We start from the raw sequence: 14,751 nt of genomic DNA on the forward strand, positions 1-14,751 counted from the left end.
GTTAGGTCATGTCCATTATCGATCAGTCCGGTACATACACCCTCGGCGACCGCAGCGTGAAGCGGCTCGGCTACGGCGCTATGCAGCTCGCGGGGCCTGGTGTGTTTGGCCCGCCTCGGGATCATGAAGCGGCGTTGGCAGTGCTGCGCGAGGCAGTCGCAAGTGGTGTAAATCACATCGACACCAGCGACTTCTATGGTCCGCATGTTACCAACCAAATCATCCGTGAAGCGCTTCATCCCTATCGCGACGATCTGGTCATCGTCACCAAGATCGGCGCGCGGCGCGGCGCGGACGGATCATGGAACCCGGCCTTCTCCCGCGAAGATCTGACAAAGGCAGTGCACGACAATCTCCGCAATCTCAGCCTGGATGTGCTTGATGTGGTCAACCTTCGGATCATGTTCGACGTGCATGGCCCTGCCGAAGGGTCGATCGAAACGCCTTTGACAGTCTTGGCCGATCTCCAACGGCAAGGTCTGGTCCGTCACATCGGGCTGAGCAACGTCACACCCAGGCAGATCGCCGAAGGCCGCGGAATCACAGAGATCGTCTGTGTGCAAAACCAGTACAATCTGGCGCATCGGGCCGACGACGCCCTGATCGACGATCTTGCCCGCGACGGCATCGCCTACGTGCCGTTCTTTCCGCTTGGCGGATTCACGCCGCTGCAGTCGTCCACTCTGTCTGATGTCGCCGCACGCCTCGGAGCCACACCCATGCAAGTGGCGCTCGCCTGGCTGCTGCGTCGCGCGCCAAACATTCTTTTAATTCCGGGCACTTCGTCCGTTGGTCATCTGCGAGAGAACCTCGCCGCGCCGGGGCTCATGTTGCCGGATGACCTTGTCAAGGAGCTGGACCACATGGCGAATATTGCCTCCTAGCGGTATCAGAGCGCCGCCGGCGATCCGATGCTACGCCAGGTCTTCACACGTGGCGTAGCAGAGGCGTCGAACTTAACGGCAGATAGCAGAAAGTCTCTTCTACACTTTTTCCCATTGATGCCTTTCGCTCCGCCCCTAGATTTGGAGTATGGAGGGCTCAATGCGCATTGAACATGCCTTTCTATTCGATCTTGACGGCACGTTGGTAGACAGCGTCTATCAGCATGTGCTTGCCTGGAAAGAAGCCTTGGATGCCGAGGGCATAGACCTCTCGATATGGCGGATCCATCGAAAAATCGGAATGAGCGGCGGGCTGTTCACCTATCAGCTGCTCCGTGAAACCGGCATCGAAATAACCGATAAGAAAAATGAGCGGTTACGGCAACTTCACGCCGAAGCCTATCGCCGGCTCGGCGCGCAAATACGTCCTCTTCCCGGCGCAAGCGAACTTCTCCAATGGCTTTCGGAGGCCAACATTCCCTTCGCAATCGCCACAAGCGGCCGCATGGAGACGGCGGCGGTCAATATCGCCGCCTTGGGGGTCGACCCGGAAGCGTTTCCAGTCATCACCCGGGACAAGGTCAAATATGCCAAGCCCGACCCTGACCTCTTCATTGCCGCAGCCGAAGCCCTGGGCGTCGCGATAGAGAATTCGATTGTCGTTGGAGACGCCATTTGGGACATGCTTGCGGCGACGCGTTGCAGGGCGCTCGGTGTCGGCCTCTTGAGCGGCGGCTATGGCCAGGAAGAACTCAGGGATGCCGGGGCGATCCGCGTCTATGAAGATCCGGCCGACCTGCTCTATCATATCGATGAAGTGGGCGGACGGCGCTGACGGGTCAGTTCCCCGCAGGCATATTATAGGGTGTGATAATTTCCACTGCGGACAGCATGGCCGGCGCGACACGCTCCTTCATGAGGCCGCTCATAATGGCTCGAAATGCCGAACGCGCATCCGTTCGCAGGTCGTGATGCAACACAAAACCGATCTTACCACCGGCAAGCAGAGCGCGATTGTCGGCATCGAGATCGTGCGCGACAAAAATGCGGATTTGCCTGCCGGCCTCCTCGAAGGCGGCGAGTACGGCCCTGTTTCCGCCGCCAATGGAATAGACCGCATTGATCATCGCATCCGCCGCGATGGCGCGGGCGGCAAGGATGCCTGTGGCAGCGTCGGCGCCGTGACCCTCGCTGATTTCGGCAACACCGATCTGCGGATAACGCTCGCGAAGAACGCGGCGAAAACCGATCTCCCGCTCCTCCTCGCCGCGAAAGCGGCCGCTTGACAGCGTCACGAGCACCTTGGCGACGGCCCCATCAAAACAATTCCCAACAAGATAGGCCGCCGTCTCGCCGGCGGCACGATTGTCGGCGCCTGCGTAAACTGCGCGCGAAGAATTTGGGAGGTCAGTTACCAATGTAACGACAGTGATCCCGGCATTGGTCGCACGCTCGACTGCAGCCGCAATCTCGGGAATATCCGGAGCCTTCAGCACAATCCCGTGGGTGCCTCTGAGCCGAATGCGATCGAGCAGTTGCACCATTTCAACCGGCTTCATGACTTCCGCAAAATGAAAACGGCAGCGGAAGACCGTCGGCAGAAAGGTCGCCACTTCCGCTTCGAAAGCGGCTCGTACGGCATTGGAAAAGCGCTCCGGCGTCTCCATGACGATATCGATCGCCAGCGTTCGTCCGCTCGCCGCGACACCCGCCTGCTGCTTTTCGAGCTCGGCAATTGCCGCCTTCACCCGCATCTCCGTCTGCCGCCGCACGCCTGCCCGTCCGTTCAGCACTCGGTCGACGGTGGCGGTGCTAAGCCCGGCTTGAAAGGCGATGTCCTTGACGAGAAATGGATGCGACATGCGGTTCATTCTGATGGTTTTTTGATGGATTTGTGATCTATAACACACCAGCATCTGCCGTATAGTGCCTTCATCAGAGATGGAGGAGCATCCGATGAAATCAGACAATCTTCAAAAACTGCGCGCCGACCGAGTGTGGCTGACCGAGGACGCCTGTGACCTCGACGATTTTCGCGCGCTCGCCGAAAAAACCACAACGCTTTCAGACTATCCGACCGCCGATCATGTCGAGAAGAATGTCCTGATCTACGACAGCCGCAAAGTGCTGACGGCCATTGCCACCCCTCAAGGTCGCCGCGCTGTGCTCGCCGAAATCTGCGAAGCCTTCGGTGAAGGCCCAGGCGTCGTCGTCTTCAAGCGTGCATATGAAGACACATCCGTCATCGATCGCGCCAGCGCTATTTTCAACGAGATCATCGAGGAGCAGCATCGCACAGCCACCGGCGGCGGAGACCATTTCGCCAAGCCCGGCGCCAACGACCGTATCTGGAATTCGCTGGAAAAACATTGCCTCGCCGATCCAGAAAACTTCGCGGAATATTATGGCAATGCCATTGTCGCCATTGCCAGCGAAGCCTGGCTCGGGCCGAGTTATCAGATGACGGCGCAGGTCAATCGCGTCAATCCGGGCGGTGCAGCACAATCCGCTCACCGCGACTATCATCTCGGTTTCCAGTCGCCGAAAGTGATCGAACAGTTCCCCGCCCATGTGCACAAGCTCTCGCCGGTTCTGACGTTGCAGGGCGCAGTCGCCCATTGCGACATGCCGCTCGAAAGCGGGCCGACGCTTTTCCTGCCACACAGCCAAACCTACGTGCCCGGCTATCTCGCGCTGAAGCGCCAGGAGTTCCGCGATTATTTCGATCGCAACCATGTTCAGCTTCCGCTCGAAAAAGGCGACGTCGTTTTCTTTAACCCTGCCCTTTTCCACGCGGCCGGCAATAATTGCTCTGCCGATATCAAGCGCGTGGCAAACCTTTTGCAGGTTTCCTCCGCCTTCGGCCGCGCCATGGAGACGGTCAACCGCCAGCGTATGAGCGCCCGCCTGTTTCCAGCGCTGAAGGCGTTGAAATCATTGGGCAAGCTCTCGGAAACTGAAGTGTCGAACGCCATTGCCGCCTGCGCCGAGGGCTATTCCTTCCCCACCAACCTCGACCGCGACCCGCCCATTGGCGGCCTCGCCCCAAAGACGCAGGCGCAACTGATGCATGAGGCGCTTGAGGGGAACTGGAGTGATGAGGCTTTCAGCAAGGCGCTTGCAGAGCAGGCGGAAAAGAAGCTGACCTGACAGCGTTGAGGCGCATCATTCAACAAAATCAGGCCTCTCGCATCGCGAGGGGCTCGCCGCATATCGCATCAAACCATGTCTGGGAGGAACCACATGAGCACAGACCACAGCCGTCTCGACGGCAAGATCGCAATCGTCACCGGCGGCACACAAGGGCTCGGCGCCACCATCGCCCGCCTCTTTGCCGATCGCGGCGCCAAGGGCATCGTCATCTGCGGCCGCAACGAGGCGAAGGGCAAAGCCAAGGCCGAGGAAATCTCGTCTGCAACAGGCACGAAGGTTGTCTACGTCGAAGCCGATCTCGGCGATGTCGAAGAGGCGCGGAACGTCGTGCATGTCTGCGACCAGACTTTCGGCCGCGTCGATGCGCTGGTGAATGCCGCCGCCATTACTGACCGCGGTACCATTCTGGATACCAGCCCCGAGCTTTTCGACGCCATGTTCGCCGTCAATGTCCGCGCACCCTTCTTCCTGATGCAGGAAACCGTCAAGGTCATGCGGCGCGAGAAGATCGAAGGCACGATCGTCAATATCGGTTCGATGTCGGCCAAGGCCGGCCAGCCCTTCATCGCCGCCTATTGCGCCTCGAAAGGCGCGCTGGAGACGCTGACGAAAAATACCGCCTACGCACTGCTGCGCAACCGCATCCGCGTCAATGGCCTCAATATCGGCTGGATGGCCTCAGAGGGTGAAGACCGGATCCAGAAGGAATATCATGACGCGCCCGCCGACTGGCTGGCAAAGGCAGCGGCAAGCCAGCCTTTCGGCCGTCTGGTCGACCCGCAGGAGGTGGCCCGCGCCTGCGCCTATCTGTCATCCGCCGAATCCGGCCTCATGACCGGCTCCGTCATCTGTTTCGACCAGTCGATCTGGGGCGCTTACGACGGATCGCCGCATCCGACAGCGGCCCTCTGAAAATCGCGAAAGCGGATCGCCCTATGGGATAGGCTGGGCTCCGTCGAGACTTTAGAGTAATCTTATATATGTGTGGGGGATTTCAGCGGAGAGTGTGATGGCTATCTTCATGGATCGGCATGATCTGGAGGGGATCACTGCGGCTGATATTGCCGAAGCACACCGCAAGGATCTCGACATTCAAGATCGCTACGGGGTCAAGTTCCTCACCTACTGGTTCGACGAGCGGCGCGGAACTGCATTTTGCCTGATGGACGCGCCCGACGCGCAAACGGCTCAATGCGTGCACCGTGAGGCGCACGGCTTCGTTGCCGGTGAGGTTGTCGAAGTCGCCTTATCGGCGGTCGAGGCTTTTCTCGGCCGAATTCACGATCCAGAGCCGGCATCCGAACAGTCTTCTGTCGAAATGGATGCCGCTCACAGGGCGATTTTGTTCACCGACATCGTCGGCTCGACCGAAATGACATCCCGTCTCGGCGACCGGATGGCGACCGAACTGGTGAGGGCCCACGACGCCGTTGTGCGCAGATGCCTCGCCCGTTGTTCCGGCCGCGAGGTGAAACACACCGGCGATGGGATCATGGCGACGTTCGTCTCGACGACTGCTGCCGTCGATTGCGCAATCGCGATCCAACAGGGATTCGAGCGTTACAACCAGGGCAACATCGAGCCGCTTCACATACGCATCGGCTTGGATTGCGGCGAGCCCGTCGAGGACAGCAACGACTTGTTCGGTTCGACTGTTCAACTTGCAGCACGATTGTGCGCCTCGGCCTCCGCCGACCAGATCCTTGTATCGGAAAGCATTTTCCGAGAATACGGCACCGCCGATTTCTTCGCGCATGCGACCCACCGGCGGCTGAAGGGTTTTTCGAAGCCTGTCCTGGTCTTCCAATGCGACTGGTGCAAAGCCGCCATCCAATAGTCGAACTTCCTCAACATGCGGGAACTTCCTTCGCAGCAGAACACGTCGGCGAGCCGACCTTACGACATCCAAAGGGAACAAAGCAGCCTCGACGAAAGTTCTCATGTCGAATCCTCATGTCAAACCAACGTGAGCAGCGGCGATGACATCAACTGCGAACGAGGGGTTGCCGAGCACTCCACCCCAAATTTACTACGTCAATCCACTGCTTCTCAGAGGGATCGATGCGTGGCGCGAGGTCTTCGATCACGCAAAAGACACTGGTTTCGATACTGTTCTGACGGCGCCTCTTTATGAGCGCGGCGGAAGCAGCGTATTCGCGCCCCGAAATTTCGAAAATCTTGACCCTGATCTCTCGCTTGGAACATCTCTCGTCGATGGCCTGGAAGCTTTGGCAATGGAGGCTCGAAAGCGCGGCGTGGCGCTTATGATGGATCTCGTCCTCGATAGGAAAGCGCGCGACGCATCGCGAGATTCGCACCCGATCGATCCGCGGCTCTCGCCATTGGATGAAAGCAGCTCGATCATCACCCTCGCCGCAGACGATCAGCAATCGCTGCTATTGGGAGAGTGGGCAAAACGGCTGCAGATGCTGAGCCGGCTTGGAATATCCGGCTATCGCTGTCTTGGCATCGATCGTGTACCACCGGAGCTGTGGCAATCATTGATCTCCGAGGTCCGGGAAAAGGCGCCGAACGTGCAGTTCTTTGCCTGGACGCCCGGCACTGCTTTCGAGGCGAGAGCTGCACTCAGCGGAGCCGGCTTTGACGGCTGCTTTTCATCAATGGCCTGGTGGGACTTCGACGAAAGGTGGTTCATCGAGGAGTATCGTGTCCAGCAACCGCTTGGCTGGCAAATCGCTTTTCCGGAGCAGCCTTTTGCCGAACGGATGGCGCACGGGACGGAAAGTCGGGAAATACGCGAACGACGGTCGATAAGGGCGTTGCGCCTTGCGACCTCGCTTGGCGGCGGGCTGATGATCCCCATGGGTTTCGAATATGGCGCCCCCCTGCCGCTCGATCCGACCCACGGAGACGGATCGGGATTGCGGGGCCTTCGATATGACCTTGCTTTCGATATTTCATCCGAGATTCGCGCTGCCAACGGGCAAATCGAAGCGAATGGCGCGAAGTTTCATTCGTCGCTTTCGCTCATCCGCAGCGCAAACAGCCCCGTATCTGCTCTTCTTCATTCGGATGAAGAAGACCTTCGGAATGCAGACCGTGTAGAGATCATCCTCCTCAACAAAGACCTTCGGCGAAGCGCGCCTGCACCTCTGACGGCGCTGCGCGAAGCAGCGTCGGGATTTCTTCCCTTCTCGAATGGGGTCCATGCGGACCTTCGCCTGCGGGCGGGAGAAGTCATCGCGTTCGAAGCGGCGGCCTCATCGCCAATCACGATTGCCCCAACGCTTGACATTACGGAGGCAACCGCCTCGCCGCGCCTCGCGATCGAAAATATCATGCCGCGGGTCGATGATGGCCGATTTCCGGTCAAGCGCATCGTCGGCAACATCGTCACAGTCGAGGCGGATATCTTCGCTGATGGACATGACCCGATCGCCGCCGCTCTGACGTGGCGCTCCACGGATGCGACCGCATGGAACGAGGCGGAGATGCGACTGGTCGAAAACGATCGCTGGCGCGCCGAATTCCCGCTGGAGCGCGTGGGCCGGTATGAATTCGCCGTCGAAGCTTGGAAGAGCCTGTTTGCGGTCTTTCGCTACGAGCTCTCCAAAAAGAGTGAGGCGAGGCTCGATCTCAAGCTGGAAATCCAGGAGGGAATGAACCTCGTTCGCACAGCACTTGGCGAGACGCGGGATACCGCGCTTCGAACCGAACTGCAGGCATTGCTTGAGAGGCTCGAATTCTCGTCCCAAGCAGAGCGGACGGCGATTCTGCTCAATTCGCATACATCAGAACTGATGGCGCGAGCCGATAAGCGACCATTTCGGGTTCGCTCAGAAGCAAGCGCAGTCGATGCCGAGCGCAAGGCCGCGGCATACGCAAGCTGGTACGAGATATTCCCACGGTCGCAGAGCGGCGATCCCAGCAGGCACGGCACCTTCGATGACGTTATCGCACGATTGCCGGCCATTCGCGACATGGGCTTCGACGTGCTCTATTTTCCGCCGATCCATCCGATCGGTTCGACCAATCGAAAGGGCCGCAACAACAGCCTGCAAGCCGGACCTGACGATCCAGGAAGCCCCTATGCCATCGGGTCTGCCGCCGGCGGACATGACGCCATTCATCCGGAACTCGGCACTTTCGACGACTTTCGTCGCCTGATCAAAGCGGCTGCGGACCATGGGCTTGAGATCGCACTCGATTTCGCCATCCAGACATCACCGGATCACCCCTGGCTCAAGCAGCACCCGGGTTGGTTCGACTGGCGGCCGGATGGAACGCTCCGTTACGCTGAAAACCCGCCCAAAAAATATGAAGACATCGTCAACGTCGACTTTTACACCAAGGACTCGGTGCCCGGGCTGTGGCTTGAGCTGCGGAATATCGTGCGGTTATGGGCGGATCAGGGCGTAAAGCTGTTTCGTGTCGATAATCCCCACACCAAACCATTTCCTTTCTGGGAATGGCTGATCGACGATATCAGGGCGCGTCATCCCGATGTGGTTTTCCTGGCGGAAGCGTTCACCAAGCCGAAAGTCATGTACCGCCTCGCGAAATTGGGCTTTTCGCAATCCTATACCTACTTCACCTGGCGCAACAGCAAATGGGAGCTCGAACAATATATGCGAGAGCTCACCCAGACGGCCGTGAAAGATTTTTTCCGCCCGCATTTTTTTGTCAACACGCCCGATATTAATCCCGACTTTCTGCAGGATGCCCCTCGCCCGGCCTTCCTGATCCGCGCAGCACTCGCGGCAACCCTTTCAGGTCTGTGGGGCGTCTATAACGGCTTCGAACTCTGCGAGGGACGTCCGGACGCCAAGCGCAAGGAATATGCCGACAGCGAGAAATATGAGATCCGCGCCTGGGATTATGACCGCCCGGGAAATATTATTGCCGAGATCCGGATGCTCAATCGGATCAGGAGCGAAAACAGCGCGCTGCATTCGCACCTGGGGCTGACGCTTCTCAACGCAGCCAACGACAATATTCTCTTTTTCGAAAAAGCGAGCCCGGCCCGCGACAACGTCCTGCTCGTCGCCATCACCCTCGATCCTCAACACCCGCAGGAGAGCGAGGTCGAGATACCACTCTGGCTCTGGTCACTCGGGGACGACGGCACGTTGGACGCCGAGGATCTCATCGGCGGCGGCCGCTTCAGTTGGACAGGCAAACGGCAAAGGGTCAGGCTTGATCCGCACAGCCTCCCCTTCGCGATCTGGCGCGTCCGGTCAAGGGAGGCATGAATGGACACGATGCACCGCGGCAGGGAACTCGATCCGCTCTGGTACAAGGATGCGATGATCTACCAGCTCCATATCAAATCGTTCTATGATGCCAATAACGATGGCGTCGGCGATTTTGCGGGACTGCACCAAAAGCTGGATCATATCGCGTCGCTGGGAATCAACGCCATTTGGCTGCTGCCTTTCTTCCCCTCGCCGCGTCGCGACGACGGTTATGACATTGCCGACTATGGCAATATCAGTCCGGATTACGGAACGATGGAGGATTTTCGAGGTTTCGTGGACGCCGCCCATCGGCGCAATATCCACGTCATCATCGAGCTCGTGATCAATCACACCTCGGATCAGCACCCATGGTTCCAACGTGCTCGCCAAGCACCGGCAGGCTCCCCCGAACGGGATTTTTATCTCTGGTCGGATACCGATCAAAGGTTTTCGGAAACACGCATTATTTTCGTCGATACCGAAAAATCCAACTGGACATGGGACCCCGTCGCCGGCGCCTATTATTGGCATCGGTTTTATTCGCATCAGCCGGACCTGAACTTCGACAATCCGCTGGTGATGGAAGAATTGCTGAAAGTGATGCGCTTTTGGCTGGAAACGGGCATCGACGGTTTTCGTCTGGATGCCATCCCCTACCTCGTCGAGCGGGACGGCACGATCAACGAGAACCTGCCCGAAACCCACGCGATCCTGAAGCGGATACGCGCGGCGCTGGATTCGACCCATCCCGGTGTGATGCTGCTCGCCGAGGCGAACCAGTGGCCGGAAGACACGCGCGAATATTTCGGCGATGGCGACGAATGCCATATGGCATTCCACTTCCCGCTGATGCCGCGCATGTACATGGCGATTGCCAAGGAAGACCGTTTTCCAATCACCGACATCCTGCGCCAGACGCCCGAAATTCCGGATATCTGCCAATGGGCGATATTCCTGCGCAATCACGATGAACTCACCCTCGAAATGGTGACCGACGCCGAGCGCGACTATCTCTGGGAAACCTATGCCTCCGATAAGCGCGCGCGCATCAATCTCGGTATCCGCCGGCGCCTTGCGCCGCTGATGGAGCGCGACCGCCGCCGGATCGAACTTATGAACGCGCTTCTCCTATCCATGCCCGGAACGCCGGTGATCTACTACGGCGACGAGATCGGCATGGGCGACAATATCTATTTGGGCGACAGGGACGGCGTCAGGACGCCGATGCAATGGTCTTTCGACCGCAATGCCGGCTTTTCGCGTGCGGACCCTGCGCGCCTCGTTTTGCCGCCGATTGCAGATCCGCTCTATGGATTTGAAGCCGTCAACGTCGAGGCGCAAAGCACGGATGCGCATTCGCTTCTCAACTGGATGCGCAGGATGCTGGCGCTGCGCGGCAAACATCCTGCATTCGGACGCGGCGCGCTGCGTTTTCTCTCTCCAAGCAATCGGAAGATCCTCGCCTACCTTCGCGAATACGAAGACGAAACCATTCTCTGCGTAGCCAATCTTTCCCGCCTTCCGCAGGCAGTGGAACTCGACCTGTCGCAGTTCGAGGCGCGTGTGCCGATAGAACTGACGGGCATGTCGCCGTTTCCACCGATCGGCCAGTTGACCTATTTGTTGACGCTACCGCCCTACGGCTTCTTCTGGTTCCAGTTGGTCGCCGATGCCGATGGACCCGCGTGGCGGACAGCGCCTCCTGAGCAGCTCTCCGACCTGCTGACGATGGTCATCCGCCGAAACCTGCTGGAGTTGGTGGATGAGCCCAGACATTCGAACATCCTGAATTCCGAGATCCTGCCAGCTTATCTTTCCAAGCGCCGCTGGTTTGGGGCGAAAGATCAGACACTGCAGGCAGCCCGGCTGATTTCCGCGACACCGATTCCATTTGCCGAAGGCGTCGTGCTCGGTGAATTGGAGGCGGTGCTTCCGAACCATACGGAAGCCTATCAGCTTCCGCTTGCCGTGGCGTGGGATGACACACAGCCACCCGTACTCGCCCAGCAGCTCGCGCTCGGCAGGCTCCGCCAGGGTAGGCGCGTCGGCTTCCTGACGGATGGATTTGCAGTGGATGCGATGGCGCGCGGGATCGTGCGCGGGCTTTGCGAGCGATCTCACACCACGGGCCGCACCGGAACCATAGAATTCATAGGCACCGATCAGCTCGATCATCTCGATATGACCAGCGACATGCCGATTCACTGGCTCTCGGCGGAGCAATCGAACAGTTCGCTGATCATCGGCGACTTGGTCATCATCAAGCTGATCAGGCACATCTTTCCCGGCATGCATCCGGAGGTCGAGATGACGCGTTTCCTGACCCGGGCCGGCTACGATCACACAGCTCCCTTCCTGGGCGAGGTCGCGCATACCGATTCTAGCGGGCGTCGATCCACGCTTATCATCGTCCAGGGTGCGATCCGAAACCAGGGCGACGCCTGGAACTGGATGCTGAGCAATCTTCGCCGCGCCGCCGACGAGTTCGCCTTGAGTGATCCGGCCGCTCAACCGCGCGACGATTTCTTCCAGTCGCTGACGAACTTCGTCGGCATGATCGGTCAGAGGCTCGGCGAACTGCATGTGGTTCTCGCCAAAAGCACCGATGAGGAGGCTTTCAAGCCGATGACAGCAGGCGATGCCGAGATCGCAGCGCTGAAGAAAACGGTCGCGGGCGAAGTTTCGTATGCATTCTCGAAGCTCGCGGAACTGGACGAGACCGCCGATCCGGATGTCGATGCATTGGCCAAGCCGCTTCTGCAGCGCCAGACGGCAATTATCGACCTGGCCGATACGCTGACGGAAAGCGTCCGCGGCACGCTTATGACACGCGTGCACGGCGACTTCCATCTCGGCCAGATCCTCGTCAGCGAAGGCGATGCGGTGATCATCGACTTCGAAGGTGAGCCTGCGAGAAACCTTGCCGAGCGCCGCGCCAAAACAAGCCCCCTCAAGGACGTGGCAGGGCTGTTGCGGTCGCTGAGTTATCTGGCCGCGACCGCCGACCTCGACAACGACGCGGTGATCGAGCACGAGAACGAGCGGCGGCGAAAGGCTATCGCCCGCTTCGCGGGGAAAGCGGAACGGGCTTTTCTCGACGCCTATTTCGAAGCGATTTCAGTGTCGGCGGCGTTGTCCATGCCGCCCGAGCAACGACGCAGGATTCTCCACGCCTTCCTTCTGGAAAAAGCTGCTTATGAAATCGCCTACGAGGCGCGCAACCGGCCAAAATGGCTGCCCATTCCATTGGCAGGGCTTTCGGGCATCCTGTCCAATCTTCTGGAGGCTCGCTAGTGGATATCGAACGCTCCGACCTTCTCGCCGGCATTGGACAGGATGCGATTGCGGCGCTGACGCAAGGACGCCACGGCGATCCGTTTGCAATCCTCGGAATCCATAAACACGGCATGTTCACGATCGTACGCGTCCTCATGCCCGGCGCAGATGCGGTCGATATCATCGACACCGCGAGCGGCAATGTCCTGACGACCTGCCAGCTTGTTCACCCGGCCGGATTGTTTGCGGCCGCGATTGCTTCCAAATTGGACTATTGCCTGCAGATCAAGTGGCCGGATGCAGTTCAACTGACTGAGGACCCCTATAGCTTTGGGCTTCTGCTGGGCGAACTCGATCTCCATCTGATTTCGGAGGGAACCCACTACAATCTCAGCCGAACCCTCGGCGCCATCGCAATGGAGGTCGACGGTATCGCCGGCGTTCGCTTTGCCGTATGGGCACCGAACGCTCGGCGAGTCTCCGTGGTCGGAGATTTCAATTCCTGGGACGGCCGGCGCAACCCCATGCGCCTGCGCGCGCGCGCGGGCGTTTGGGAGATCTTTATTCCGCGGCTGACACCTGGAGAGCGCTATAAGTTCGAGATTATCGATGCAAATGGCAACTGCCTTCCGCAGAAGGCCGATCCGGTGGCGCGGGCGAGCGAAGCTGCGCCGTCCACCGCTTCCATCGTCGCGTCCTCAATACCGTTCCGCTGGAGCGATGACAAATGGCTCCATGCCCGGCAATCGGCAAAGGGCCTGGAGGGGGCGATCTCTGTCTACGAAGTCCATGTGGGTTCGTGGCTTCGAAATCTCCAGGACGGCAACCGGTCTTTCGACTGGATCGAACTCAGCCAGCGGCTCGTCCCCTATGCGCGTGACATGGGATTCACCCACATCGAGTTGCTTCCTATCATGGAGCACCCGTTCGGCGGCTCCTGGGGCTACCAGCCTCTCGGCCTTTTCGCCCCCACCGGACGCTATGGTACGCCGGAAGACTTCGCCTATTTCGTCGATCGATGCCACGAAGCAAATCTGGGTGTGATCCTGGACTGGGTGCCAGCACACTTTCCGACCGATGTCTGGGGACTGGCCCGCTTCGACGGCAGCGCCCTATACGAACATGAGGACCCCCGAGAAGGTTTCCACGCCGATTGGAATACGCTGATCTACAATCTCGGCCGCAACGAGGTGAAAGGCTTTCTGATCGCCAGCGCCTTGGAGTGGCTGGAGCGCTATCACGTGGATGGCCTGAGGGTGGATGCCGTGGCTTCGATGCTCTACCGCGACTATAGCCGCAACGAAGGCGAATGGATTCCCAATCGATACGGCGGCCGGGAGAATCTGGAAGCGGTCGAATTCCTCAAGCACCTGAACAGCATCATCCATCAACGATGCCCGCACGCATTCATGATCGCCGAAGAATCCACGGCCTGGCCAGGGGTGACGAAACCGCCGGAGCAAGGCGGTCTCGGCTTTGACATCAAATGGAATATGGGCTGGATGCATGACAGCCTCACTTACATGTCGAAGGATCCCGTTTACCGCAGACATCACCATGACATGATGACCTTCGGCATGATCTATGCCTATTCCGAACACTTCATGCTGCCGCTCTCCCACGATGAGGTCGTCCACGGAAAGGGCTCCCTTCTGACGAAAATGCCGGGCGACGACTGGCAGAAATTCGCCAATCTCCGGGCGTACCTCGCTTTCATGTGGGGCTATCCGGGCAAGAAGCTCCTTTTCATGGGTGGGGAAATCGCGCAGCCTGGCGAGTGGCAACACGATCAATCCGTAACCTGGGATGTCCTCGACCAGCCGCGACACGCGTGCCTGCAGCGTCTGGTAAGGGATCTGAACGGCATTTACGGCAGGGAGGAAGCCCTGCAGTTCGGCGACCTTGATCCGCAGGGCTTCGAATGGGCCGTGGTCGATGATGCGGCCAATTCCGTTTTCGCGATGCTGCGGTTTCCGCGAGACCGTTCTTATTCCATTCTTGTCGTGTCGAACTTTACGCCCGTCCCGCGTCATGATTACCGCATCGGCGTTCCGACGGAAGGGATATGGATCGAGGAGCTCAATAGCGATGCCCATGAATATGGTGGCTCCGGCCTAGTGAACGGGGCAGTGCCGGCGGCTTTGTCTTTGCTGAACGGTCGCCCCGCCTCACTATCCCTTCGGCTGCCGCCGCTTTCTACCATCTTCATCAAAGGACCTCGATGATGGCGCGGGCAGTCA

9 protein-coding genes are annotated in these 14,751 nt (G+C 59.1%); 8 read left to right on the forward strand and 1 reads right to left on the reverse strand.

The features are described 5' to 3' along the window. Positions 1-8: 8 nt before the first annotated feature. Positions 9-884: an aldo/keto reductase family oxidoreductase gene (locus tag QA646_RS24380; RefSeq protein WP_283059310.1), complete on the forward strand. Its 876-nt coding sequence runs from the start codon at positions 9-11 to the stop codon at positions 882-884. 160 nt (positions 885-1,044) lie between these two features. Continuing rightward, on the forward strand, positions 1,045-1,719 hold the full coding sequence (locus tag QA646_RS24385; RefSeq protein WP_283059311.1) for an HAD family hydrolase: 675 nt from the start codon (positions 1,045-1,047) through the stop codon (positions 1,717-1,719). Between the two features lie 4 nt (positions 1,720-1,723). On the opposite strand, the gene QA646_RS24390 is transcribed toward QA646_RS24385, so the two are convergent. Then, positions 1,724-2,746, reverse strand: a complete 1,023-nt coding sequence (locus QA646_RS24390; RefSeq protein ID WP_283059312.1) for a LacI family DNA-binding transcriptional regulator — start codon at positions 2,744-2,746, stop codon at positions 1,724-1,726. Positions 2,747-2,840: 94 nt separating this feature from the next. Between QA646_RS24390 and QA646_RS24395 the strand changes: the two genes are divergently transcribed. From QA646_RS24395 to glgB, 6 genes are all read left to right on the forward strand, one after another. Next, a complete protein-coding gene (locus QA646_RS24395) occupies positions 2,841-4,034 on the forward strand; it encodes a phytanoyl-CoA dioxygenase family protein (RefSeq protein ID WP_283059313.1) in 1,194 nt (397 codons plus the stop codon). Positions 4,035-4,127: 93 nt separating this feature from the next. Then, positions 4,128-4,949 (forward strand): SDR family oxidoreductase, encoded by an 822-nt coding sequence (locus QA646_RS24400; protein ID WP_283059314.1) that lies wholly within the window; start codon positions 4,128-4,130, stop codon positions 4,947-4,949. A 97-nt stretch (positions 4,950-5,046) separates the two neighbouring features. Then, the gene (locus QA646_RS24405) at positions 5,047-5,874 is read left to right on the forward strand and encodes a nickel-binding protein (protein ID WP_283059315.1); all 828 of its coding nucleotides are present in this window, start codon (positions 5,047-5,049) and stop codon (positions 5,872-5,874) included. 142 nt (positions 5,875-6,016) lie between these two features. Continuing rightward, positions 6,017-9,250, forward strand: coding sequence for a maltotransferase domain-containing protein (locus QA646_RS24410; protein ID WP_283059316.1), 3,234 nt, complete (start codon positions 6,017-6,019; stop codon positions 9,248-9,250). Continuing rightward, positions 9,251-12,529: a maltose alpha-D-glucosyltransferase gene (gene treS / locus QA646_RS24415; RefSeq protein WP_283059317.1), complete on the forward strand. Its 3,279-nt coding sequence runs from the start codon at positions 9,251-9,253 to the stop codon at positions 12,527-12,529. Further along, complete coding sequence (glgB, locus tag QA646_RS24420) at positions 12,529-14,736, forward strand: 1,4-alpha-glucan branching protein GlgB (RefSeq protein WP_283059318.1); 2,208 nt, start codon at positions 12,529-12,531, stop codon at positions 14,734-14,736. Before treS ends, glgB begins: the two co-directional genes overlap by 1 nt. Positions 14,737-14,751 lie beyond the last annotated feature (15 nt).

This window comes from Rhizobium sp. CB3090, assembly GCF_029714285.1.
Taxonomy (GTDB): Bacteria; Pseudomonadota; Alphaproteobacteria; order Rhizobiales; family Rhizobiaceae; genus Rhizobium.